At 32.2% G+C, this 23,234-nt stretch carries 48 protein-coding genes and 1 pseudogene; all 49 read right to left on the reverse strand.

Going from position 1 to position 23,234, the window contains the following annotated elements:
• Positions 1-305: hypothetical protein (locus CLLU_RS07115; RefSeq protein ID WP_146127596.1), on the reverse strand; the 305-nt coding region annotated here is incomplete at its 3' end.
• An 85-nt stretch (positions 306-390) separates the two neighbouring features.
• Complete coding sequence (locus tag CLLU_RS07120) at positions 391-762, reverse strand: hypothetical protein (RefSeq protein ID WP_106009002.1); 372 nt, start codon at positions 760-762, stop codon at positions 391-393.
• A gap of 201 nt (positions 763-963) precedes the next feature.
• Positions 964-1,152 carry a hypothetical protein gene (locus tag CLLU_RS07125; RefSeq protein ID WP_106009004.1) on the reverse strand — a complete coding sequence of 63 codons (189 nt, stop codon included), beginning with the start codon at positions 1,150-1,152 and terminating at the stop codon, positions 964-966.
• Positions 1,153-1,254: 102 nt separating this feature from the next.
• Positions 1,255-1,767 carry a hypothetical protein gene (locus tag CLLU_RS07130; RefSeq protein WP_106009006.1) on the reverse strand — a complete coding sequence of 171 codons (513 nt, stop codon included), beginning with the start codon at positions 1,765-1,767 and terminating at the stop codon, positions 1,255-1,257.
• An 11-nt stretch (positions 1,768-1,778) separates the two neighbouring features.
• Positions 1,779-2,108 carry a hypothetical protein gene (locus CLLU_RS07135; RefSeq protein ID WP_106009008.1) on the reverse strand — a complete coding sequence of 110 codons (330 nt, stop codon included), beginning with the start codon at positions 2,106-2,108 and terminating at the stop codon, positions 1,779-1,781.
• Positions 2,109-2,636, reverse strand: a complete 528-nt coding sequence (locus tag CLLU_RS07140) for a hypothetical protein (protein ID WP_106009010.1) — start codon at positions 2,634-2,636, stop codon at positions 2,109-2,111.
• Positions 2,626-3,273, reverse strand: coding sequence for a class I SAM-dependent methyltransferase (locus CLLU_RS07145; RefSeq protein WP_106009120.1), 648 nt, complete (start codon positions 3,271-3,273; stop codon positions 2,626-2,628). The genes CLLU_RS07140 and CLLU_RS07145 overlap by 11 nt, the downstream gene beginning before the upstream one ends.
• Positions 3,266-3,850 carry a ParB N-terminal domain-containing protein gene (locus tag CLLU_RS07150; protein ID WP_106009012.1) on the reverse strand — a complete coding sequence of 195 codons (585 nt, stop codon included), beginning with the start codon at positions 3,848-3,850 and terminating at the stop codon, positions 3,266-3,268. The genes CLLU_RS07145 and CLLU_RS07150 overlap by 8 nt, the downstream gene beginning before the upstream one ends.
• The gene (locus CLLU_RS07155; RefSeq protein ID WP_106009014.1) at positions 3,851-4,969 is read right to left on the reverse strand and encodes a phosphoadenosine phosphosulfate reductase domain-containing protein; all 1,119 of its coding nucleotides are present in this window, start codon (positions 4,967-4,969) and stop codon (positions 3,851-3,853) included. It lies immediately after the preceding gene.
• Positions 4,944-5,828: a hypothetical protein gene (locus CLLU_RS07160; protein WP_207655955.1), complete on the reverse strand. Its 885-nt coding sequence runs from the start codon at positions 5,826-5,828 to the stop codon at positions 4,944-4,946. Before CLLU_RS07160 ends, CLLU_RS07155 begins: the two co-directional genes overlap by 26 nt.
• Entirely contained in the window at positions 5,770-7,110 is a 1,341-nt protein-coding gene (locus CLLU_RS07165) for a helicase-related protein (protein WP_106009016.1), read from the reverse strand. Before CLLU_RS07165 ends, CLLU_RS07160 begins: the two co-directional genes overlap by 59 nt.
• A gap of 92 nt (positions 7,111-7,202) precedes the next feature.
• Positions 7,203-8,363 (reverse strand): hypothetical protein, encoded by a 1,161-nt coding sequence (locus CLLU_RS07170; RefSeq protein WP_106009018.1) that lies wholly within the window; start codon positions 8,361-8,363, stop codon positions 7,203-7,205.
• Positions 8,364-8,496: 133 nt separating this feature from the next.
• Positions 8,497-9,285, reverse strand: a complete 789-nt coding sequence (locus CLLU_RS07175) for a hypothetical protein (protein WP_106009020.1) — start codon at positions 9,283-9,285, stop codon at positions 8,497-8,499.
• 48 nt (positions 9,286-9,333) lie between these two features.
• Positions 9,334-9,825 carry a hypothetical protein gene (locus CLLU_RS07180; protein WP_106009022.1) on the reverse strand — a complete coding sequence of 164 codons (492 nt, stop codon included), beginning with the start codon at positions 9,823-9,825 and terminating at the stop codon, positions 9,334-9,336.
• 53 nt (positions 9,826-9,878) lie between these two features.
• Positions 9,879-10,103 (reverse strand): hypothetical protein, encoded by a 225-nt coding sequence (locus CLLU_RS07185; protein ID WP_106009024.1) that lies wholly within the window; start codon positions 10,101-10,103, stop codon positions 9,879-9,881.
• A 46-nt stretch (positions 10,104-10,149) separates the two neighbouring features.
• A complete protein-coding gene (locus CLLU_RS07190) occupies positions 10,150-10,368 on the reverse strand; it encodes a hypothetical protein (protein WP_106009026.1) in 219 nt (72 codons plus the stop codon).
• A gap of 16 nt (positions 10,369-10,384) precedes the next feature.
• Entirely contained in the window at positions 10,385-11,230 is an 846-nt protein-coding gene (locus CLLU_RS07195; RefSeq protein WP_106009027.1) for a hypothetical protein, read from the reverse strand.
• A gap of 86 nt (positions 11,231-11,316) precedes the next feature.
• Positions 11,317-11,730, reverse strand: a complete 414-nt coding sequence (locus CLLU_RS07200; RefSeq protein ID WP_106009029.1) for a hypothetical protein — start codon at positions 11,728-11,730, stop codon at positions 11,317-11,319.
• Positions 11,731-11,846: 116 nt separating this feature from the next.
• Positions 11,847-12,368: a hypothetical protein gene (locus tag CLLU_RS07205; RefSeq protein ID WP_106009030.1), complete on the reverse strand. Its 522-nt coding sequence runs from the start codon at positions 12,366-12,368 to the stop codon at positions 11,847-11,849.
• Positions 12,369-12,479: 111 nt separating this feature from the next.
• Entirely contained in the window at positions 12,480-12,728 is a 249-nt protein-coding gene (locus CLLU_RS07210) for a hypothetical protein (protein ID WP_106009032.1), read from the reverse strand.
• Positions 12,725-13,255: a helix-turn-helix domain-containing protein gene (locus CLLU_RS07215; protein WP_106009034.1), complete on the reverse strand. Its 531-nt coding sequence runs from the start codon at positions 13,253-13,255 to the stop codon at positions 12,725-12,727. Before CLLU_RS07215 ends, CLLU_RS07210 begins: the two co-directional genes overlap by 4 nt.
• 9 nt (positions 13,256-13,264) lie before the next feature.
• The gene (locus tag CLLU_RS07220) at positions 13,265-13,609 is read right to left on the reverse strand and encodes a hypothetical protein (protein ID WP_106009035.1); all 345 of its coding nucleotides are present in this window, start codon (positions 13,607-13,609) and stop codon (positions 13,265-13,267) included.
• 6 nt (positions 13,610-13,615) lie between these two features.
• Entirely contained in the window at positions 13,616-14,101 is a 486-nt protein-coding gene (locus tag CLLU_RS07225) for a DUF5651 domain-containing protein (RefSeq protein ID WP_106009037.1), read from the reverse strand.
• 180 nt (positions 14,102-14,281) lie between these two features.
• Positions 14,282-14,452, reverse strand: a complete 171-nt coding sequence (locus CLLU_RS18685; RefSeq protein ID WP_158255893.1) for a hypothetical protein — start codon at positions 14,450-14,452, stop codon at positions 14,282-14,284.
• A complete protein-coding gene (locus CLLU_RS07235) occupies positions 14,445-14,780 on the reverse strand; it encodes a PDDEXK family nuclease (protein ID WP_106009040.1) in 336 nt (111 codons plus the stop codon). The genes CLLU_RS18685 and CLLU_RS07235 overlap by 8 nt, the downstream gene beginning before the upstream one ends.
• Complete coding sequence (locus CLLU_RS07240; RefSeq protein ID WP_106009042.1) at positions 14,781-15,347, reverse strand: hypothetical protein; 567 nt, start codon at positions 15,345-15,347, stop codon at positions 14,781-14,783.
• Positions 15,347-15,514 carry a hypothetical protein gene (locus tag CLLU_RS18690; protein WP_158255894.1) on the reverse strand — a complete coding sequence of 56 codons (168 nt, stop codon included), beginning with the start codon at positions 15,512-15,514 and terminating at the stop codon, positions 15,347-15,349. Before CLLU_RS18690 ends, CLLU_RS07240 begins: the two co-directional genes overlap by 1 nt.
• 15 nt (positions 15,515-15,529) lie before the next feature.
• On the reverse strand, positions 15,530-16,066 hold the full coding sequence (locus CLLU_RS07245; RefSeq protein WP_106009044.1) for a hypothetical protein: 537 nt from the start codon (positions 16,064-16,066) through the stop codon (positions 15,530-15,532).
• On the reverse strand, positions 16,063-16,272 hold the full coding sequence (locus CLLU_RS19105) for a hypothetical protein (protein WP_242977513.1): 210 nt from the start codon (positions 16,270-16,272) through the stop codon (positions 16,063-16,065). The genes CLLU_RS07245 and CLLU_RS19105 overlap by 4 nt, the downstream gene beginning before the upstream one ends.
• Before the next feature lie 54 nt (positions 16,273-16,326).
• A pseudogene (locus tag CLLU_RS19315) lies at positions 16,327-16,458 on the reverse strand (HNH endonuclease); the annotation flags it as partial.
• Positions 16,459-16,597: 139 nt separating this feature from the next.
• Positions 16,598-17,527 (reverse strand): site-specific integrase, encoded by a 930-nt coding sequence (locus tag CLLU_RS07255; RefSeq protein ID WP_207655956.1) that lies wholly within the window; start codon positions 17,525-17,527, stop codon positions 16,598-16,600.
• A 41-nt stretch (positions 17,528-17,568) separates the two neighbouring features.
• A complete protein-coding gene (locus tag CLLU_RS07260) occupies positions 17,569-17,880 on the reverse strand; it encodes a hypothetical protein (RefSeq protein ID WP_106009047.1) in 312 nt (103 codons plus the stop codon).
• Positions 17,881-17,915: 35 nt separating this feature from the next.
• Positions 17,916-18,092 carry a hypothetical protein gene (locus CLLU_RS18695; RefSeq protein ID WP_158255895.1) on the reverse strand — a complete coding sequence of 59 codons (177 nt, stop codon included), beginning with the start codon at positions 18,090-18,092 and terminating at the stop codon, positions 17,916-17,918.
• 89 nt (positions 18,093-18,181) lie between these two features.
• On the reverse strand, positions 18,182-18,343 hold the full coding sequence (locus CLLU_RS18700) for a hypothetical protein (protein ID WP_158255896.1): 162 nt from the start codon (positions 18,341-18,343) through the stop codon (positions 18,182-18,184).
• Positions 18,344-18,377: 34 nt separating this feature from the next.
• Entirely contained in the window at positions 18,378-18,569 is a 192-nt protein-coding gene (locus CLLU_RS07265; RefSeq protein WP_106009049.1) for a hypothetical protein, read from the reverse strand.
• 16 nt (positions 18,570-18,585) lie between these two features.
• A complete protein-coding gene (locus CLLU_RS18705) occupies positions 18,586-18,735 on the reverse strand; it encodes a hypothetical protein (protein ID WP_158255897.1) in 150 nt (49 codons plus the stop codon).
• Positions 18,736-18,738: 3 nt separating this feature from the next.
• Positions 18,739-18,954: a defense against restriction DarA-related protein gene (locus CLLU_RS07270; RefSeq protein WP_242977511.1), complete on the reverse strand. Its 216-nt coding sequence runs from the start codon at positions 18,952-18,954 to the stop codon at positions 18,739-18,741.
• A 2-nt stretch (positions 18,955-18,956) separates the two neighbouring features.
• Positions 18,957-19,166 carry a hypothetical protein gene (locus CLLU_RS07275; RefSeq protein ID WP_106009053.1) on the reverse strand — a complete coding sequence of 70 codons (210 nt, stop codon included), beginning with the start codon at positions 19,164-19,166 and terminating at the stop codon, positions 18,957-18,959.
• A gap of 3 nt (positions 19,167-19,169) precedes the next feature.
• A complete protein-coding gene (locus CLLU_RS07280) occupies positions 19,170-19,460 on the reverse strand; it encodes a hypothetical protein (RefSeq protein WP_106009055.1) in 291 nt (96 codons plus the stop codon).
• Position 19,461: 1 nt separating this feature from the next.
• On the reverse strand, positions 19,462-20,109 hold the full coding sequence (locus tag CLLU_RS07285; protein ID WP_106009057.1) for a hypothetical protein: 648 nt from the start codon (positions 20,107-20,109) through the stop codon (positions 19,462-19,464).
• Between the two features lies 1 nt (position 20,110).
• Positions 20,111-20,302 carry a hypothetical protein gene (locus tag CLLU_RS07290; RefSeq protein WP_106009060.1) on the reverse strand — a complete coding sequence of 64 codons (192 nt, stop codon included), beginning with the start codon at positions 20,300-20,302 and terminating at the stop codon, positions 20,111-20,113.
• A 103-nt stretch (positions 20,303-20,405) separates the two neighbouring features.
• Positions 20,406-20,915 carry a dUTP diphosphatase gene (locus CLLU_RS07295; RefSeq protein WP_106009062.1) on the reverse strand — a complete coding sequence of 170 codons (510 nt, stop codon included), beginning with the start codon at positions 20,913-20,915 and terminating at the stop codon, positions 20,406-20,408.
• 1 nt (position 20,916) lies between these two features.
• Complete coding sequence (locus tag CLLU_RS07300; protein WP_106009064.1) at positions 20,917-21,261, reverse strand: DUF5406 family protein; 345 nt, start codon at positions 21,259-21,261, stop codon at positions 20,917-20,919.
• A complete protein-coding gene (locus CLLU_RS07305; RefSeq protein WP_106009066.1) occupies positions 21,258-21,635 on the reverse strand; it encodes a YopX family protein in 378 nt (125 codons plus the stop codon). Before CLLU_RS07305 ends, CLLU_RS07300 begins: the two co-directional genes overlap by 4 nt.
• Before the next feature lie 60 nt (positions 21,636-21,695).
• On the reverse strand, positions 21,696-21,878 hold the full coding sequence (locus tag CLLU_RS07310) for a hypothetical protein (RefSeq protein WP_106009068.1): 183 nt from the start codon (positions 21,876-21,878) through the stop codon (positions 21,696-21,698).
• A gap of 229 nt (positions 21,879-22,107) precedes the next feature.
• Positions 22,108-22,365 (reverse strand): hypothetical protein, encoded by a 258-nt coding sequence (locus CLLU_RS07315; protein WP_106009070.1) that lies wholly within the window; start codon positions 22,363-22,365, stop codon positions 22,108-22,110.
• On the reverse strand, positions 22,352-22,876 hold the full coding sequence (locus CLLU_RS07320; protein ID WP_106009072.1) for a hypothetical protein: 525 nt from the start codon (positions 22,874-22,876) through the stop codon (positions 22,352-22,354). Before CLLU_RS07320 ends, CLLU_RS07315 begins: the two co-directional genes overlap by 14 nt.
• 4 nt (positions 22,877-22,880) lie before the next feature.
• Complete coding sequence (locus CLLU_RS18710; RefSeq protein ID WP_158255898.1) at positions 22,881-23,018, reverse strand: hypothetical protein; 138 nt, start codon at positions 23,016-23,018, stop codon at positions 22,881-22,883.
• Positions 23,008-23,226 (reverse strand): hypothetical protein, encoded by a 219-nt coding sequence (locus tag CLLU_RS07325; RefSeq protein ID WP_146127597.1) that lies wholly within the window; start codon positions 23,224-23,226, stop codon positions 23,008-23,010. Before CLLU_RS07325 ends, CLLU_RS18710 begins: the two co-directional genes overlap by 11 nt.
• Positions 23,227-23,234 lie beyond the last annotated feature (8 nt).

Below are 23,234 nucleotides of genomic sequence, written 5' to 3' on the forward strand. Positions count from 1 at the left end.
GTATCTATAAGTTTATAAAAAGTTTTTTTTGCTTCTTCTATATTTTTATATGATTGTTTACATATATCTTTTATTAAGCTTATTATTTCTTTGAAAAACACGTCATAAGTATAAGTGTTAAACTCAATACTTATAATGCTTTCACTGCTGTTGTAATATTGATGTAGAATTATGGTGTCCTTAAATTCTCCATCAAATGAGCAATTATATTTTATTATTACATCTTCTTTGACCGATTCTAACCCCTCTATAAATTTGTTCTTAATTTCTTTCGTATAATCTAATATACATTTTTCAATATTCATATTTATGCGCTCCTTTTTTAAGGAATTAAAACATTTTTATTCCTCCTCATGGCAGTTTTCTGGATAACTGCCAACCAAAATAATTCTATTTCAATATCTCATTTGATTTCTCTATAACTTCTTTTGCAAGTGCATCAGCATCAATGGATTTTTCTGTAATAAGATCACTCATGTCAGTCATTTCAATATATTTTGAATCTAACCATATATCGTCAGTGTGTATACCTTCCCCTGCGCTATCGGGTACTGCAAGGGTAACAAATGCTGAGCCTTCAAAATATTTTAAACAAATTGCATAAAAAGTAGTGTTATCATCCTTCATTTTAACTTCCAATAATTTGTTAACGTTGTTTTCAATTACTTTATGGTTAACCTTCATAAAGTAATAACAAACACTATTCAAATTAAAATCTACCTCAGCACAATCAACACCTAATCTTTTCATAATTTCTTTCATTTTACATTCTCCTCCTTGCAACGGTTTGGGGATAACCGTAAACCATGTTTTTTCTATTGCATTTCATATGTATCTCTAGTTGCAAAGGCAACCATACATTTCTTTTATTCCCTTCCCTTTATCTTATGTATACATTATAATTCATTCGTCACGAATAGTCAAGGGATTTTTGCTTTTTTTTATAAAAAATAAGAGATATTTTTATCCCTTATTTTTCTTCTCCAATATTATTCTTTTTCCATCAAAAGTAACTTTTAATTTCCTATCATCTGGTGTTATATCCATTTCTCTAATCCATTTAATAGGGAATATAACCCTTGCAGTCATTCCTCCACTACCTGCTGTTCCGCCGGATTTATTAAAACTCACATTTAAATCTTTAGTTTCCATATTTTAAGCTCCTTTTTCCTTTTATACTTCTAATATATAATAATTCGTCACGAATTTCAAGCGTTTTTATAATTAAGTATATAAAAAGAGTGCTTTCACACTCTATAAAAAATCTTGTGATTCGTCTTGATTGTATAATAATCCTACATCTCTATCATATTTAAAATTATGAATTTCCTTGCAATAAGGGCATACCCATAGGTCTTTTTCTGTATTTATGGGAACTGGAAAATATCTAGCCATATTTCCGATAGGTATATGCAGTGCAAGATAAGTTTCTGCAGATGGAACCCATATTCTATTATCTAAATCTTCAAGATAGTTTTGGCTCTGCAGCAATAAAATATAAAGGCTACTGCCACATTCCTCGCATACATCACCATATCCCAGATCATTTATAATAAAATAATTAGCGGCTCCCGACTTACCATTGTCTATGATAGCAGTTGCTACAGCAGGAACATTGGATTTTTTAATTGTATCTATTCTATCCATTTCTTTTTCTATTTCGTCTAAAATATTGCTTTTATTAAATTTGCTTATTATACCGTCCTTTTCAATGAAGTTTCTCCAGATGCTTTGCATAACTTCTTCAAATTCATCAATATAACTCATTTTATCCTCCCTTAAAATTTTTTTATTAATATTTTATTCCCTTTATTTTCAAACAGCATCATATCACCACTTTTTAGTTTCAACCTGCCTATTATTTCTGGTAATATATACACTGTTGTTTGTATACTTGTAGAAGTCTCGAATTGGTTTACAGATACTTTGTTATCTTTATAAGTAGAAGAAACTCTTTCCATTTCTATATGTCTACCTATAATTTTTTGTGAAAATATCTCCTGACCTTTTATTTTTAATTCTTTTACGATATCTCTTGGTATCGTAACTTTAGCCCCTTCCCCGGAATTTGTCTTAAAAAAAATTAGTTTTGCATCTCCTTTTGCCATCTATTTTCCCTCACATTCTACGATTGATTTTTTGTATAATTCCTGCGACGTATACCGCATTTGTACAAGTCTAAGCCTTTTATTGTACTTCTCTACATCTATAATGCCTTTACTTTGCTCTATACATATTTCTATGAGCTTGTTAGAAAAAACATGTGACAACCCTATATATCTAATGGCCTTTACTATTCCAGTAGCAGAATCTACTACTATAACTGTTAAGCTTAAACCATCTTGAGGCCCTAAACTTTTAGGCAAATCTTTTATTCTTCCATCTCTGTATAATCCAAAATGAAATGGAGCATCTGACATATCTATTGCACCTTTAAATTCAGACAAGAAAAACAAAATTCCCTGTTCCTCCGTGAGTGCAAATTTATATTTCCCTTTTTTAAACCCTTGCACTTCCTCCTTAGATAAATTAGATAGAAATGCATACAACGTAAATCCATGGTTATAATCTAATTTTATTCCTTCAAAATTATAATTCCCGGGATATTTCTTTCCAACTTCTATTTTATTTAACATTTCCTTGCCCCTCCTTATATTTTTCTATCCTTTCAATTAAAACAGATAATCTTTTATGGTTTAATTCTGTCCCCACAAATTTCTTACCATTTTTATATGCATTTAATCCGACTAATCCTCTACCCATGCACAAATCTCCAATAATATCATAATCCTCATTAGTGCAAACCCATTCAATTATATCTTCTTCATCCATATAATCCAACTTGGGTTTCTTAAATTTTCTACTGCCACGAATTACATAACATATTTTATCTTTAGAATGGTAATATGAGCTATTATAGAAAGTCACATATTTATAAATTTTTTTGGCCTCAATTATAAAATCAGCTAAAAACTCTTTTCCAATTTCTATATAACAAGTTTTAGCTTTTATTTTTCTAATGCATTTAAATAGCCTTATGTAAAAATCAGAAAAATTATCTATTCTTTCTTCTTTTTCTGCTTTCATATAAAAAGTATTTATATTACCTCGGTTCCAAGGAGGATCTACAAAAATCAAATCAGCTTTTTTCATAAATTCAGGAAGAGGGTTGAATATGTCATGTACTTGAACAATACTGCCATTATTAAATATATATGGAGCTTGAGAAAGGGGATACTTTAAATAAGCATCTCCATAATTCCATTTAGACATTTTCATTCACCTCATGCATCTCCCATGCCTTAGAATATTTTTGATTTTTAAAAAGCTCTGCAATACCTGTAATCTGTTTTAATCTAAACACCTCTTCGGGTTCCATGCCTAACTGTTTTGCAATTTCTTGGTCATCCTGACCCTGCTCAAAAAGAGATTTAACCAAATCGCCCATAAGATCAACTTGATGTACCCCTCTCGCCCTATTGAATTGTACTGTTGCCGCTAATCTTTGAGCTATGTCCTGTTCTAATACTACAATAGGTATCTCTTCACATTCAAGCCAAAATTTTAATATTTCTTCTCTATGAAAGCCGTCTACTATAACAAATTTTTCAATATCGGGGTCCCATACAGTAACAATTGCAAATGTGAATCCATTCTCTAAAATTGAAGTTTCAAGTAATCTCATATTATTGTCATCTACATGATTAGGGTTATAATTATTCGCCTGTACTAGCTCAGTAGGAACCAATATAGGAGCCATAACAGGCAGTTTCAAAACTCCTTTTTTTGTTTTTATGGTTGGTGTATCTGGTATTTTAAATATACCTAAAGACGTTTTTATTTCTCTCATTTATAATATTGCCCTCCATTTCTTTATTGTTTCTTCCCTTGGGTCCGGTTTATTGTCAACAGGCAAGTTGTTTTCATAATCATTTAATATAAGTTGTCTGCATTCTTGCCTTGCAACATAGTTATTGTTAAGATGTTTCTTAAATCTTTTTTCAAATATCCATTTTTTATCCTTATCTGGATAGGTTTTTAATAAGAAATCTCTATAATCCTTCCAACACTTAAAATTTTTAGGTAGTTTACGAGTTCTTAGTATTTCTTTATTTTTGCCATACAAGTGTCCTATTTGAATCCCTTTAGCTCTTTTTAAAAGCCTATTGTAAGTCTTTGGCTCAAATTCTGGCAATTCAACAAGGGATTTAAAGCTCTTTTCATGTATAAGGCTTGATACCCTTATTTCTTGTAAACCCATGCCTTTCTTATACATATAGTCATATATCCTAGAATATTTCAATTTATTATCATAGATATATTTCCATATGTCTTGAAAGTTCCAATCATAGAGAGGATATGCACTTACATTGCCATGTTTCAATTTTGTAGCATAGTACATATTCTTATGTCCCGGGTTTTTTGATACAGCTCTCCATCTATTTGGGCTTTCTGTTGCTCTTAATCCTACGAGAAAAGCAGTGTTTTCTCTGGAATTCTCAAAATTTTCTATAACATCATAAAACCCAAAACCTTTATTTTTATCTCTCACAGTTTCTTTTTCTTTCGGCCATGGCTTATGCTGTATACTATCCGGTTCCTTGTGTCGCATCCATAATTTAGCTTTCCCGGGTTCCCAAGGTATAAATTGTGTTTCCTTTAAGCTTGTTGCATTTGTAAGATGAAATGGTATTTGATACCATAGCTTAATCGTATTTTCAGGAAACAAGTTCATTATGTATTTCACTTGCTTAATTGTACTATCATATACAACCTCTTCATCTAAAAAAAATATCCCGACTTTTCTATCTCTTTTATGTGCTTCCATAAGTGTTAAATGGGCTAATGTTGTACTGTCTTTGCCTCCGCTTATGGATACACAGACGTTTGGAAATTCATCGAAAACGTATGATATTCTTTCTTTTGCAGCCTGTAATACACTTTTATTTATATAAACTTGCTTGAGCATAAATAGACTCTAACCTCGCTTTCCATTTACTAAACTCTGTAATTATGTAATCATCTATTGGCAATAATGTTGCCAAATACTTAATTGTATGCATCCCGCTTACTTTTATAAAGTCATTCATATTAAGACGCCTATAGTGTGTGTCTATAACAATATAATTGCTCTTTGAATTAATATCTTTATAAGATAGAACATTGTTTAATTTAAACCTTTTATTCCTAGCAACATATGCTTTGTCTTGCTCAATAGCTTTTTTCTTAAAGTTTCCAACTAGCAACTGCAAGTTTCTAGGTATTGTATCTGGTTCTTTGTTTCCTAAATTATCAAATAAATATTCCTTTTTCTTTTCATATTTCTGTTTTTCTTTATCTGTTATTGGAACATTTATAACATTCATTTTGACTTTATATGGCCTGATTTTTACATCTTCTTGCTGTAAATAGATGTAGTCAAATGACCTTCCCTTGTATTTATTTGGATGATCAAAATCCAGGAGAATCATAAAATCCTCTTTAGTATCAATTATAGGAAATAGTTCAAATATAATGTGATGCTCAGTCTGATTTAAATAATGATGAGCACAGTTATAGATTAGTTCACTTCTGTTTTGGGTCCTCAAGCATCCATCCATAACTATTAAACTTGTATCGTCTATTTCTTCCAACAACCTATAGAAATATTTATACATCTCTATATCTGCATATTCTATATATTCTATTTCGCAAGATACATTATATGATGGCTTAAATGACTTAAAGTAAAAGCAAAATACCTTTTTTATATTGTTCTCTTTTACATAATCAACTACTAACTTTCTTTTTTGTATTTTTGATAACCCTATTCTTATAATTTTTAACACCTCCATCCATCCAAACCGAGACATTGTTTTTCTTGCTAATTTCCTTCTTAAATTCTTCCACTAAATCTTCTTTTCTCCACAAGCAACTTAAAATCCTTTCATCTAGTTTGTTATAAGCACATATGTCCATTATATGTACTTTATGATCTTGGCCTATGCGGTGCACTCTATCTTCAGATTGAGATCTTGTAGCATAATCCCAGTCATTAGAATAATAAATTATATAGTGGCAGAATTGCAAATTCAGTCCATATCCTGCGCATTGTTTATTTGCAATTAAAAACTTTGCGGTATTTTTAAATTTTTCTATATTATTTTGTCTTGCTTTATTACTTAATTTCCCATAAATAGGTACTGCGGAATCTTCCCCGTAAATGTTATTTAAAATACCTAATAAATCAAGTATCTCTCTGGAATACTTACAAAATATGATAACTTTCCCGGATAATTTACTTATTGTATCCAATAAAATCTGTACGCGTGGATTATCCTCTGGCTTTTCGAACATAGGAATACTATTTATAGATTCCTGTAAACAGCTAGTTATATATCTTCCGCTTATAACAAGCTGCATAGCAGATAACAGCCTATATATTGTGTCTGGTTCAAATTCATCTACATCGGATAGAAATAAATCTTTCACTCTTTCATATTCAATATTCTGCTCATAATCAAGCTCATAGTAAATAGTTTCATATGTCTTATCAGGTAAATCCAAACATTCGTCTTTTTTAACTTGGTAAGTATATGGAGCTATTTTCCTAACGAGGTAATCTGTATTAAGGCATCTATTTATTTTTCCTGGAATTCTATCATCATATTCAAGATGATTAGCTGCAAAGCTCCAGAAAGATTGATATCCTAAAATTCGCCAATCCAATATATACCATTGTGCAAATAAATCTTTTTCTGATTTACTAATCGGAGTACCGTTTAAGATTAATTTATACTTACAATATTGGGCAATACGTACTATATTTTTTGTACGTTGTGCAAAAAAATTTTTAACAAGATTGCTTTCATCTACTATTAAATAGGCCTTGTATTTCTTTACCATTTTAAGTAGTCTTATATTGGTTCTTATACTGCTTGAAAGTGTTTCTATACCACAAATAGTAATTAAATCCTCTTGTCCTTCTCCTGTATGTTTTATTATATCCTCCCTTAGATTCCTTTTTACAGAGCAAGGACATAGCCATAATATTTTATTTACCTTACCTTTAGTTAATCTTAAATTTATTAATTCTAAAGCTGTTCGGGTCTTGCCCGTGCCCATTTCCATATATAAAGCGCCAACTTTTATATGCCTAAGTTTCTCTACTGCTTTTTTTTGCTGTATTAAAGGTTTAGTTTTAAGCTCTATATTATCACCCTCTAATCATCTTTTAAATCCTCTATTATATCTGAACTAGAATTTAGTATTTCTTCTAGTCCGTTTTTAGGTTCTTCTTCTTTAACTTCTTTGGGATTTATAGTTTCAATTTCCTTCATTTTCTCCTTATGATCTTCAATAGCTTTTCGTGCAGCTGTTGTAAATTTAAATTCATATAATTTGGCAAAATCTTCTACTTCCTTATAGTGATTAACTTTTAGGCACATGCCACTATCCCAATATGCTCCTGGAATAGATTTAGACACGCTATATAAATTGTCATTGTATCCTTTCCACTTAATAACAAGCCTATCTTCTTTAGGCTTATATTTTATCCATCTTTTACATTCCTGTTCATATATGCCATTTATAGCATTATTACGAACTTTTTCATCCATTATTCTTATAGGGAAACCGGCATTAAGTAATTTATTTCCCAACTCTGCAGCTCTATCTTCTGCATAACCTGTAGTTTCTCCAATGCTTCTTTCCCATACTCCATCTTCCCAGCTATAGCCCAAAGATTTTACAAGTAGCCTAAAATCTTCATTTTTCTCAAAGCATGCCCATATTTTCTTTTTGGTATACTTTATTTTTACTACTGCTTCTGTAACTTTTTTCTCTGGGAAAACAGTAGCTTCCAATTCTAGTTGCCTTTTTTCTTCCCTCTCTGCTTCTTCTTTTGCTCTTTCCTCTGGAGATTTCAGTGCTTCTCTAAAGTACGCTGCTATCATAACAGACCCCTGATTTTCAATCCACTCGTGAGCCTTGGTGACATTTTCTATACACCAATAAGCAATGTTTTTAATATCGCTTATATCTTTTACAACCTTACGGAAACCACTACATTCAAATTCCAAAATAGAGAATTCTCGTTTTGTGATTTCATTCTCTATAAAACTATCTATAAATTTTTGCCTAATAGTATTCGCCCATGGAACTTGCTTTTCCGTCCCCTCTAGTTTCGGCAACTCCATCTCTTTTGCTTTTTCCGCAGCCTCTTTGTTTGCTTTCTCATGCTCTCCCTGTTTATATTTCTCCCAGCAGTCAGGGCACATGCCTTCAAATGCCCTTTCTTTCTTGTACTCTCTAAACTTCATAGGGCCTATTATGTTCACACGACCTTCATGACCGCATGAATAAGTCCCATAATACCATGCCATTTTAATTCCTCCTTGACATTTCCCTATAGATATGCTTTAATAAAGGTAACATTTTAGCATACCTACAAGGAATTAAAATTTTTATATTTTTATTTATTAGAAAGGGTGTAGCCTCTAGGCTATGCCCTTTCTTCTAGTCTCTGGTGTAAATGCTAACATAATTTTTTTCTTCATTTACGTCGAAACTTCCATCTATATTCTTATCGACATATTCCCCTATTTTTATATCTTCTAAAGGGAATAATGTAACCCTATAACAATAATAACACATTGTCCCGCTGTGTTCGTCCCACTGTTCACGGGTATAAAAAACATCAGCGTCTTTTATTATTGCGCATTTTGGAGTAATTGCTATGCTCCCAAATGCTGGTGTATAGTTATCGCTTAATTTTCCAAAACCAAACTTTTCACAATCTCGGATACAGTCTCCCATTTCTTTAAGCCTGTATCCATATTGCTTTCCCAGGTATTTGTAGATATGCTTTAAATCATATTTTATATCAAAGTCTGGTGCATACAGCACCCTTTTTAATGTCTCATCAGCCTTTACTTCATCAAGGTTGACTTTCCAAAATCTTGTTATTACTTTTATACCTTTATTTATTTTCCCCGTAGAGATAAAGTCTTCAAATTTGACTTTATCTCTATCACAGCAAAATCCATCATCCCATACTAATTCCATTCCATCTCTTGCGTTGGATTCTTCTATATTGTATTGAGTCTTCTCTCTATACTCTTCCCATTCCTCAGCATCTGTTAGGTCTGGTTTTCCATTGCTCGGGCTCCAGTTAACGTGTTGTTTACTTATCCAATTCAACAACTTTAAAGCTTCCTCTTTAGTTGGTGTTTCGACAATTAATTTTCCTTCCAAAAATTTTTTACTTAATTCTGGTTTTACTTCTTCTGAATATATTTTTTCCATTTTTAATTCCTCCTTATGGCAGTTTTCTGGATAACTGCCAACCAAAAATTAAATATGAGCCAAACTTCTGCACCCTATAATTCTACCGTTTTTGTCTCTAACTGTATCATTGACAATAAATATGTCTTTTCTACCTGAAACGGCTTGTGCAACTATAGATGAAACAACGAATACTGTATCTTCTTGAGGGTCTGGCAAATTTTCAACTTCTCCAAATACGCTTTTTGAAAGTGGAATCTGTACTGTAATATCCGGGCATCTTCCTCTATTGCTATCTCCGAAGATATCCGGAGATATAGCCAAATCACAGCTTGTGGAATCCTGACCACTCTGCAAACAGTTTACGCATGGATCTTTTTCGTCTATAGTCTTAATTACCCCTGCCTTTTCTATCCTTACAGTACATCTGGCAACTGTGCCTGAAGGATCTATTTTAATGTTTCTATTGTCTAAAATGATGTTAATTTCATGAGGCGTAAGATTGACTATCTTTACGCTGCCTTTCCCCACTACCTCACTACATTTTTTTGTTAATTTCATATTAGTTCCTCCTTATTGGCAGTTTTTTGGATAACTGCCAACCAAAATATATTCTATGAAATATCTGCCCCTGTTATTTCTCCTTGTTTAAACCAATGTCCTTCTTTATCGTAGATAATTGCATCTTTGACAATGCGGGCTCCCCCCTCTATAAGCTTTCTTTCTAGCTCTTCTCCTGTATAATCTTCTTCTATATCTACAATATCCTCCATGTAAAAATGTCGTTTAGCCCAGTCTGTGAACTTTTCTACATCTACATGCAAATTTTCATCTAGCATATCAACCTTCCTTTCTGTGGCCTATGATAACCGCAAACTATATTTTCTATAACGGTCCGTATACACCTACTCCATATCCATAATCAATTCTTCCATGAGATTCCATGTAAGCATCCCCTCTGCATGATATATCCTCTAATTCATTCTTCCTATCTTCATAATCTCTTGAGTCATAATCAACCATTCCACTTGAGGTTTCTTCAAATCCTTCAATTATGTTGATTAATTGGGCTTTGGTAAGCCCCTTTAAACTTTCTCTATTCATCTATCTATTTCCTCCTCTACCAAGTATGCTGTCTTTTTTGCTGCGTTGTACCATCTGGCATCGCCATAGTGTAAACAATATCTAAGCTACAATCTTCGTCTGGGTCATTGCATTCTGCCAATATTCGACTGAGTTCCTGTGGTTCTCCTGTTTCCTTCGCTTTCTGGAAAATAGCTTTCTCTTTTGCATCTCTAGTATCCTGTTCAGCCTTTTTCTTTGCCTGTATCTCTACCAACTTTGATTTTGCATCTTCAAATATTTCTTTAAGCTTTCCAAATGGGATTTTGTAAGTAACTTCGTCGCTGTAATCTCCCCAATCCACATCTGTTTGATATTCTTGAGGCAGTGTATATTTACAAGCTTTTAGCACCTTTGCAAACTCTGTAAAGAACTTACAATGTGATGCTTCGTTGCATACACTTATACCATAATAAGAATGGTCCTTGATCTCTATAATGTCTATATCCTGTATCTTTGCAAATTCTGCTTCTAATTTCGTTTCCTTCTCTCTTTTAAGTTTTTCAATTATCTTTTCGGCTTCTTTTGGGAAAATATTGTTATAATAATCTTCTAGCTCTTTACAACCTTTGAAGTAACAATGGTCTATTTTCCTTCTGCTCTTTAATATTTTAAGTATTTGTTTGCAGGCATTGAAGTCTGCTCTTACAGCAACAACCGGCTTTCCATTTGCTATTACTTTCTCTACTTTCATAGCAACTACTTGACCGTCTTTTTGTATCTCATTACCGTCCAAGTTAGCTTTATTAACTCTTAATTCCTTTCCGTAATTATATTCATCTATTGAAATTTCTGTATCTATCTTTAGCACATTTCCTTTTTTAGATTTACATTCAAATTTCATCTTCATATCCCCTTTCTTTATCTTACAAATATAGTATAACATATTTACTTATATAAGTAAATAGTTTTTCTAAAATATTTTACTTTTTATTTAATAATTGTTTGGCTTTTAGGCAACCAAGTTTCATAATTAATCTGAATTGCCTTTTCCGTCTCTTTAGTAATAACTGCTTTAAAGCTTGTTGCCAATCCGTTTTTACTAGCCAGCCAAGAAGGTATTTGGATTTTACTGAGTTGTTCATTCGGTACTATAAATACCTCTGTAAGTTTTGGCCCTTCTGTATTTATAATCCAATTTATATTTTTGTCTAATTCTGGAATTTTGTCTGAAATTATTTCTAAAGCATCTAGTAAATAAACTATATGATGTAGCATATCCTCTGTTATCTCTGCATTTTCAACTTTGTTTAATCTTTTTTCTAATAGTTCTTTATCTCCAGGTCTTGTTATTTCTTTCATTCCCTTGTTTAAAAAATCTTTTATAATTGTAATTTTATCCATATTTATATCCCCTTCCCTTATCTTTATTTTAATTATACCTTATTTACTTATATAAGTAAATGGTTTTCTAAAAGTTTTTTAAAAAATAAGCATAGAAATTAATCTATGCTTATATGCTATCTATCGTGAGACTGCCATATTTCCCAGTTAGCTACATTCTGCAATAATTTATTTTTTCTATCTGTAGCTGCTTGGTGGGTAATACCATATTTCATTCCTAATCGTTCATCTGTCCAATCCTCACCATATTTCTTTTTCAAAAACTCATAGTCTCCTTTTTCTAACATTCCTATATTATCTTCTATATAACCATTATCTAAATTTATATCATCAATTTTTTCTTCCAAATATGCAATTTCGCTTTTGTACCACGCTTGCCTTTCTTCCAATCTTTTAATTATCCTGATAGTAGCTTTCTCTGCAAAACCGGACACAGAATGTCCACCTTGTACTCTTTCTTCATAGCTTATTGACAGCGATTCTTCCGGAAGGTGTATATCTGTATTCTCTAGCTTATATTCTATCTCTGCCAGCTGGTCTTTTAGCCTTTTGAGCTTTCCGTTTAAAGATTTCAACCTTTCATCTCGCCTGAAATAATTTTTTAATTTAGTTGCCATTTCTTCCAACATGGAATCCATATTTGCACCCCCTTTTAGGTATGCTTTGTAGACCACCTTTTAGGAGATCTATGCCGATATTCATCTCTATATATAGTTTAGCACATTCAATTTTAAATATTAAGAATATATCTAAAATGAATAAGTAGTCTTTCTATTATGTTTCCATTCCTCCCTTAAAGTTTCCACAATGCCAGATATCTTTTCATACAATTTTGTTTCATCCTGTAGATCTTTCTGCAATTGTTCTTTATCGGCTGTACTATTTTCTAAACAATTAGCCATAACAACCGCCATCTCTTTATCTGTTATTTTCTTTTCTAATGCATGTTTTAATATTAGTAATTCTTTATAAGATAAAATAACGTTAAATTTACTCATTTGCTTGCTCCCTTCCTTAATATTTTTATAGGAAAATCTTCTCTACTATTAAGCTCTTTTATGAGTTTTAATGTAGATATTTTAGATAGGTCTATATCATTTGTTTCTTCCTTTATTTTGAACCCAGCTTGTAATTCATATGGTGCAATTTGAAGTACCCTGCAAATATCAAGTTGTACAGATAAAGGTATATTTACTTTGCCACTTTCATATTTTCTAATTGATATTTCAGATTTATATACTTTTTTGCCTAATTCTTTTTGAGTTAAATGAGCTTTTTCTCTAAAATATTTAATTTTTTCTCCGATGTTAGGCTTCTGATTCGTAATTAATAAATCCACTTCAATATCTAATGCTTTGGCTATTTCTTTAAGTGTTTCAATATCTATTTTTTTCCTACCGTTTTCAATTTTACTTATTGCTGATTGACTTATTTTAAAACCATTTTTATTTATTATATCAGCTAATTCATAAGTAGATTTATTTTGTTGAGTTCTTATTTTTTTAATTTTTTCCCCAATATTCATATATTTCACCTACTTCTCAATTCTTTCTTGCACCCTCAATATACTTTGTAAGGCACTAACCTCAGTTTCTAAAGCTCTTAACATTGAATGGCTTGCTTTTAAAACTTCCTGTGATAAATCTCTGTTGAATTTTAAATCAGCTACATTTTCATTACCTCTTGCTAAATTATTTATAAGTGTAGTAGGCACACCTTCTGTCCTTAACTTTGTAATTTCCTTTGCCAATGCTATTCTATATATCTTCTCAGATTGTGCAAAATCCTTAGCTTTAGAAGTTATTATGTCAGCACCTTTATCTAATCTTTTAGATGTATTATATAATGCATCTGTTACTTCTATAGGCTCTACAGACATATTTCTTTACCTCCTATATCCATATTTGCATTTCTTCCTTTCCCCTGTAGGGTACGGGATACCGTACTTTTTTAGTATCCCGAATACCTCGCAGCCTTTGCTATGTTTATTACAATTCTTGCAACTACCTTCAATTAAATTTTCTATTATACTTCTAAAATCTTCATCCTTCATTACTTTATAACCAGATTTTAGTTCTTCCCCTATAAGCAATTTTCCATCATATTTTTTTGCTAATTCTTGTAGTCTTACATTTATATCCTTTATTCTTTTATCGCTAATATGGTAATCTCTCATAGCCATATGAAGCCAACTATCAATCATTTGCCATGTATTATCAGTAATCTTAGAAATTTTTTCCTCCATATTTGCAGCCTTTTTATCCATTTCTTCTGTCGCCTGTAATATCTTCTTCTCTACTTGTCTACTTATATAAGACCTTAACTCCATTTGCTCAGCTATATTCAGCTTATTTAGAATATTAGAAACCATTTAATCACCTGCCTCTATTCAAAACAATCTTTATAATGTCTGCAATTTCCACAATCTTTTATTTCATTCTCATGTATTGGTTTAAAATATATACATTCTGTATGCCCACATTTTTTACATATCCTTAAGCTTCCTAATTTCTTCCACTCCATAGAACCACAAGACTTACATTTCATTTGATCACCTACCCCACTTATCCCATCTTTTCTCAAAATTCTTATGCATTTTTTCAATACGTTCATCTATTTTTTTCTGTCTTCTATATATCAGACCAAACACAATAACCGACACTATCAAGCTAATCCCAATCCATAATCCTATAAGTATCAATATATACTTTATATTAATCACCCTCTTTTAGGTTTTCATAATAAGTTTTGTACATCTTCATATAATCATCTAATCTCATAGTAACAAGCCATTCGCATCTATCTTTTCTATGAAATACAGTAGGTATCTCACCCTCTTTGGCATCTGATTTAGCTTGTGTCATAGCATCATATAGATTAAGTTTTTGTACCCTTTTACACTCTATATGAACGCCTGGTAGCCCTACTACATCAGCATCACCATTAGCCCCGCAATATTGCTGACCACGCCTTGTATTAAAACCATATTCTCGGAGTTTAGAAGAGAGTTCCCTCTCTCCTTTGGCTCCCTTACGTTTACTATTTGTCATTTATCCTTCGCTCCCCACAATTAGCCCCTCGCCATATGGCAAAGTCTCAATCCATTTACATAGCGAACGCCATTCTGGTAATTTATGATTCCTTCTCTGACTATACACGCCTTTTAGACATCTATAATTAGTAGTAAGTCTTGCAGTAAGTTCAAATCCCGCCGGATTAGAATACAAGAGTTTTAAATAATCGTATGGGTCATGTGTTTGATTATAGGTGTCTTTTAATTCTTCCATTACATCAATTATTCTTGGATCTACATATTGGTTATACTGCTTGGATAAATCAAACTTTGAGATTCTATGCATGGTACTTTGGCTGCTGACAAAAGTAATAAATCTATATCTCTCCAACTCTACCCACATTTTATTACTACAAGTCAAATCAAAGGCTACTCTTATTCCAGATAAAAATTGGTCGTGTGCTTCTCCTTTAGGTGATTGAGCTAACTTTTTAACCATATCTGTAATATCAGAATTACATTTATCAGTATCTACTGACATAGGATATTTACTTGCTTTTATACTTTCTTCCAAATCATATACTCTTACATTTTCTATTTTCACTAGTTTTCACCCTCCCAATATTGAGTTAATATTGCTCTTGCTATCTCTAGCCCTTGTATTTCACCTTGCTTTATCAATCCTGTGACATCAAAATCGTCTTTTTTATTTTGCTGATTCTCTATTTCTTTTGTAATTAAATCTATACATTCAGATACTTCATCTTTCATCTATTCTTCATCCTCCTACCCATTAATTACCACGTAATTCCAATTTTCCTCGTGCCACTTTTCATATTCTTCTCTAGTAGCAAAGTCTTTTGTATGTCTCTCATTATCTCTTAAGTCCTTATAATTTATTTCTATAAATTTTGTTTTGTCCGCAGAGGTAGTCTCTTCTTCATCCTCCTTTATATACCATTTACCATTAGTTAATATATCAATTATGTCTTTATTTAAAAATGTTCTGCATAGCTTATCCAACATATCATCTAAAACAAAATACTCTGTATTTAAAAGAGGGTGCTCTACTCTAATTTTCTTTTTGCTCTTTATAGCTTCCATAAAACTTACTGGTCGTGGTTCTAAAATCCACGTATCGCTAAATTGTAATGAGCAACACCCATTCTGCCCTTGGCACCCTTGACAATCTACTATCACATTTTTAAATACGCTTGATGAAATTGTTTGGGTACAAGGATTTTTTTCTGGAACTATTTTAAATACTAAATCATGGTCTTGTTTGAGCATATTTAAAGCTTCTAGTAATGTATATTTTTTCATTTAATCTCCTCCAAATCAATTATTTTTCCACCCATTGCGGTTCTAATTATATCTTCTCTGCAGTAAGCTCCTCTATCTATATCCATAAGCTTGGATAAGCTTCTAGCTGCATCTTTAGATATATCTAACTTCTTCCGTATTTCATCTAGGGTATATCTATCCTCTGTAAATACACTTTCTAACCAATTCTGGAACTCTAGTTTCAACTTTATATCTAACTCATGCCCATTCTTTTGGTGTACTGCATATGTCTCTTCCGTATGACATTTTCTGCATAAATAAACTAGATTCTTTTTACAATGTATTAATGCACCGCACTCAGATCTATGAATTACGTGGTGCTTTTGTAGCAATCTCGTAGAACCACAATTCACACAATGTTTATAACTCATTTCACCATTCCTTTGTATGTAGTACAGCTTTTATACTGTACTACATTATTATTTTACTAATACACTTAGCATATATCTGTTACGTGATTTCAGCTTATTCCCTTAAATATCTGATTTTCCATTTTGGAAAATACCACAATTACATATTAACTAATATACTTTCTATCCTTTCATCCGCCTCTTTCATTGCTGTTTTAAGTGGATGAATATACGTCGATTGAGTTGTTATAGTGTTTGCATGCCCCAGCCTTTTGGCAACTGCCTGTATGCTAACCTTCTTTGCTATAAGCAGGCTTGCATGTGTATGTCTCAATCCATGTACTGTTATCCTCCCAACCCCAGCGTTAGCACAATGTCGGGCTATTATGTCATTGATTGTCGAATTATATATTATTACATGCCCGCCACCATACCAATATGGGAAAATTGGCTCTGTTGGATCTAGCTTTTCTATTATTGGTCTTAATATCCATGCTGTCTTTAAATCTAGTGATATAATCCGATTTGATGAAGGGTTCTTTGTAGGTTGAAATCTATTAGCCTTGATTTTAGTTTTATAGTCATATGATTTATTTATATCAACTTTTCTATCGTCAAAATTAAAATCATTCGGTGTCAGTGCCAAGCCCTCTGCATAACGCAATCCAGTATTGATCAGCAGTAGTAAAAAGTGATCCCAGTTTAATTCTTTTGTATTAACGTTCAAATCAGCTATAAACTTTTTAGCTTCATCTTCCTCTAAAAACTTTTTTATCTTTTTAGCTTTGGGCTTACCTCCAATCTGTACCCGCCTTGTAAAATCCCTTCCAATAATTCCTTCATCTAAAGCATCTAAAACACTAGCTCTAATCTGCCTGTGGAAATCCATAACCGTTAAATGCTCATGTGTCTCTGCATATCTATTAATAAGTTTTTGGTATGTCCCTCTATCAAAATCCGTAATTTCACACGTAGGCTCTAGTTTCTTTAATGATTTACTTGTCATTACATATTTCCTATATGTTACAGGCCTTACATTATTCTTTTTATAAGTTACGATCCATTTGTCGTAGTACTCGGATAACTTCACTTTTAAGATCTCCTTCTCTATTTCTCCTTTCTAGCTGCACCCTATAATTTATACATAACAGATACAAAATTCTTTGCTATATAGTCTTTAGCATTTTTTATAGAATTAAATTCACGTGGTATCCGTTTATGCTTTTCTTTGTTAAACTCTGTTACTATATCTCCTTTAAACTCTAAAACATATTTACCTCCTAAGCTTCTTACTTTACATTCATTCATGGCTTCAAATTTATTTATTAATTTTTTGATATTGCGTATTGGAAAATTAATTGCATTTGCACTATCCGCAGTTAAACAAGTTAACCCTTGTATAATAACTCTGCACTCTTTTTCATTTAATTTTAAAACATACATTTAATTTATCCCCTTCTTATTTTTATATTAAAAATCTAATTACCATTAGCAATCCTACAGCAGCACCCAATACCTCTCCCCACCATATATCCTTTTTCTCCTTTATTCTTGCTATCCAAATCCATTTTTAGCTGCACCCCTTTAAGTATTTTTCTATCCCATATACTTATTTGCTTACCAAACTTTATTTTCTTTGCATCTTTTATAACCATTGTTTTATACCTTTAATGCTTTTCTATTACACTAATACACTATAGTTTTAACTATTCCGTATCTAGTGTATTAGTGCCTTAAATTATTTCTATTCTTTATTCTTTATAATCTCATTACAGCAATCTATATGTGCAACATCTAATTTACCATTTATTCTAATCATATGTGCATCTAATGGATGTAACTTTTCATGGCATAAAGCACATATCATATATTTAACTTTTGGATTATCCATATCTGTTTCATGCATTTTTTAAACCCTCCATTTTGAAATCAAATTAATTTTAGTAATAATTCTTTTTTATCCATTGCCTAAATGTGTCTATTTCACAAGTCCTCGGAAGTCCTGTGCCATCTTCATACGTCACCTTAACCCCGGTCGAACTTTCTGTAACTGCCAATACTGTTCTCCAATTGTCCGCAAAATTCTTATATGTCTTGCCAATGACAATTTTTATTGGAATTTTTTTCTTCATAAATATTTTTCCCTACCTACTTTTCTACACTAACAATGTCTTTCTTCTGGCAATACAATATTTCTTTACCACTCTTTATCATGTATTCTCCACTATCTAGCTGACCTATTACCTTACCTGTATTACCATTCTCCAATTTTACTGTAGCTCCTATCTTAATATCCAATGCTTATCCCTTCTCTACTATTGTAGGATACAATTCATAGTCAAATATCTGCTTGTCAGTCAGCTTGTGTTCATATTCCAGATATCCATAAGCTTCACGTTTTATCTCATCAACATATTTCTTTGTTTCAAAATTCTCTATATCCACAGGCACATTGTCTTTCGTCTTAGGAAAGGTTCCTAAGCTTATAGGTCTTTCTGTAGAATAATATCTATACACTTTTATCCCTCCTTCAAACATTTATTACAGTCTTTATCTTCTCTATCACACGGTTCATAGGTACATGGGCATATTTCACTTTCAGCTTTATTTCTAGTAAGTCTTAAACAACTATTTGTATATTGGCAACTGCATATAGAACCTTTAGGAGTATCATCTTCTGGATATTTTAAAATCCAATTCATTTTCCCGTAACAATGTGGTTTATTCACACTTTATCCCTCCCATGGTTGAAGATATAAACTACTTCCTAACACTTTAGAGTATTTTAAATAATCCAGTATATTGGTGTCTTCTCCATGCTCTATATCTTTTAACTTTTCTATGCTCATGTCGGTTTCTTTTGAGATATGCTCTAAATTGATATGGTATGCTTCTCTAGTTTCTTTTAGTGCTTTCCTTAATTCATACCATCTGTCTTGAGCAATAAAAGAATATTTCTCTTCTGGGTGTTCCTTTATGAATTCATTCGTTTTCCGTTCTGCATCCACTTTATGAAATGGCATTCTATCCCTCCTTCTCTACTCTCTGGAACTCTATTGTCCAGATGTATGGGTCTGCATCCCACCCGTATTTATCAATATTCTTTTTATTTACTGTGCTATTCCATAACTGTTTAAATGCCAATTTATGGTCTGTGTAAAGGGCATCCCCGTATGCATCAGGCATATTCAAATTGAAATGATATCTTCTAATTCCTTCTTTTAATGCCTCTCTTTCTGTAATATTCTGCAATCTCTCTACTTTTATATCTGTAACCTTTAAAAATATTCTTGCTGCAGACTTAAGCATATGAATACTAGGTTTCCATTTAATAAATCCTTCTGGTGCTTGACGTATAAAATCATCTGGTGAAGCTTTATAATGGTATTGTTGTTTCCCATAATTAGGTTCTATTTCTGTAGACTGACACCACGTTTCTCTCACATAGAGAATATCTCCTATCTTATATGGTGGCTTTGCTATATCAATTATTCCGCCATACTCGTCTTGTCCCCAGCCATAATACCCAATACGCTTGTTGTCCGTTGAGCCCGAAATAAATCCTAGTGGTACCGGTTGTTTGGGTTGTGGTTTTATAATCCTTCTGGTACTTGTTTTTCTGCCTTCTAGTATTGCCTGTACCATAGGAGTATTAAATAATATAGGTTTCAAATTATCCCTCCTTTACCTTGAGTTCCAAATCTTCTCTATTGTTTATATAATCTGTGGCCTGTTGTTTACTATCAAAGCTTTCATATTTTACAAATTCCCCTTCTCTATGCCCTAGTGGTAATTCATCTTTATCCAATATACAAGCTATATTCCATTTCTTAGATGTACGGTTATATTTAGGCCTTGCTATCACTGTTTATCCCTCCTTATCTATGCATCCGTAAAAGAAAAATCCACATACGCATCCAGCACTAAATACCCAGGGTAAAAACCATATACTAACCATTTACCCCTCCTTAATATCCTTCTTCCTGCCTTTTATAATTGACTGCATTTTTCTTGTAATAAGCCTGCTCCATCTCTTCTTTGCTAATGCCAAGCATTAATCCTAGTCCAACAATATACACAAGCACATCTCTAGTATCATTCAAGACCACATCATAAGTAACAAAAAATCCTTCTATTATGTCTGTCAATGTTGTTTTGTCTTTCCCTAAAAAATCCGAAATTGAGTTAAAACTATCTTCACTAAAATCACCATTAAGTTTATGATCCTTGCTTTCATAGTAGTTTTCTATGCTAAGTGCAAAGTGTAGACAGTCAGCAAATTCTTCAAGTAACTTTTCTCTATTGATTTCCCTATGCTTCTTCCAATGTTTAAATCCCTGCCACTCATTCGCCAACTCTCCAAGCTCCACCAGCAAAGCCAATTTTATATTCTCAAGCGGATATTTCTCTATCCCTGCATTGCTTAGTATCTTGTCATCCAATTCTTTTTGGTCTGCTAACATCTTTTTTATATCCAATCTATTTATCCTCCTTGCAATCTATAATCTCTATAGCAACAACTTTTTTATTTATGTCAGAATCTTCATCTTCTTCAAATTCAACCGTTTCACCCTTATCATTACTCAATGTCAAACTAAATAAATTCATGTCTTCATTAAATGCAAAATTGCAATCATTTTCTACAAAGCTATCTATATCATCTTGGTTTGTACATTCTGGATCAAATGTATTTAAAATATCTAACCCCATACAATTTCCACCCATTTTATAAGCTATATGTCCTTTATAATCTTCAAATTGAAATGTAACTCTTACCGTATGTGTTCTCTTTCTAAAGTTATCCGTATTGTCATAATGTTTCATTTACTTCCCTCCAATAACTCTTTATTCTTATAGATATTCCCAACAATTTCAAGATTTTTTGCACTCCCAAAATTAAAGCAAGGCCAAGATTTTGCTTCTTTATCTACTGGCTGAAAACTGTAACTTCCTATCCTATCAAGCCATTCAACTACAAAATATTTATCTAATCTTTTACTTTGTTCTCTTATAATATCTCCTTCATATATCTCTACACCATTCTTATCTTTTAATCCCGTATACTGCATCACTTCAAAATCTTCTATATTCTCCCATTCAGAATTTTTAATGTGCAATACATTACTGCCTAGTAAATCTACTTCTTCCATGTTTTTATTTTGCTTATCCCAAGCACGAAATTTAATTTCTTTTGACATATTATTTTTCCCTCCATTTTAAACACAGAATCACACAAACCGCCGCCAATATCCCAATAACTACATACATATATGGCACCTTCTAATTACTCTCTTCCCATCTGCACTATATATAAGACCTTTATCCAGATTGATTCTTGCTCTATGCCATACTCCATCAATTTTGTACCTGCATCTTACTTTCTTATAGCTTTCTTCGAATAAGTCCAACCCAGATGTCAAATACTGTTTCAGACTTATCAATTTTACTACCTCCCTTTTATGAAATATTTTATTCATTTATACATTTTCATGATGATAATTTATTCTTTTAGTCTTTTACTTAAATTCTTTAGTTTGAATATTCTGTACTTTATTTATATATCTTCTATCGAACGTACAGCCATTTTAAAGCCATTTTAATTTCAAAGTGTCCAACTATACCAAAAATATATTTTCCTCTTAAATTTGCCCCTTCTCGTTTTAAATTTTGCTATTCTAGTTTTTGAACTACACCCAGAATAAAATCCACATACTTAAAACTTTCTGGGTATCTCTCTATTCCGTTTTTAGATACCATAATCGTTAGATTGTAACTTGCCTTATTAATTACTCTCCCTCGCACATATCTGTCTTTATTTCTGCCCATATGCTCGATTAAACGTATCTTTTGTCCAAGTCTAAAGCTATGCTTTACTGCCTTTACTTGTTTTATTGAAATATAGCTATTTCCCCAGCTATTGACATACATTCAATCCCTCCACAACTGTTCTGCCACTTAATATATCCGCAAATCTGAAACACTCATTATAATGCTTTCTACGTACTACAATTAAACAATTCGTTATGTCCGTTATCTCTCCACTTTTCTTCTTAGGAGTTAAATATCTTTTACCATATTTCAAAGTTGCGGAATTGTCAGATTCATAGTTTATAAGCTTTATTTTGTCACCCTTTTTGAAATTCTTTTTAACGTGCTTTAACATAGCTGTTTTCCTACGTCCTTCTATTTCCTTGATTGTGTCATATCGTGGCCCGTATTGTTCAATCTCTCCCGGTTCAGGTGTATATCTTGGATTATGCCATGCCCTATCTGCCCCTCGATACATTTCTCTTTTATTTGCAAGCCCGATATCTCTAGCCTTTTTACCTACAGATACAGCACTTATACCCAGCATATTTCCTATTTCAGTATTAGTTTTCACCAGCCAATATTTTTTTAACTTAGCTATTTTCTTTTTATCCCATCTTCTAAGACCCATTTTTTTATTCTCCTCTCTCTAATATCTGGTTGAAGAAGTCCAATATCCTTTGGTATTTCTCCAATGTCTCCGCGTCTGTGGTATTCGCTATACCTTCAACCACAACTCTAATCAATTTATTAACCACATCTTCATAGGTCAAACCCCTTAAATACCTCCTTATCACTCATTTCCTTTCCAGTTATTTTTCTATATTCAGCCATTAATCTGCTGAGTTTTATTGTTATTCCCATATAGTTTGGCATCCACTTTTTAATGTCTTCCTTATCGGCTGTATCCATCCATTTCTCAGCTCTTAGTTCCCGTTTAATAAGCCCGTTATATTCCTGTTTCAGTTCTTCAAGTGTCATAAAATCAC

It is taken from the genome of Clostridium luticellarii (genome assembly GCF_002995845.1).
GTDB lineage: Bacteria > Bacillota > Clostridia > Clostridiales > Clostridiaceae > Clostridium_B > Clostridium_B luticellarii.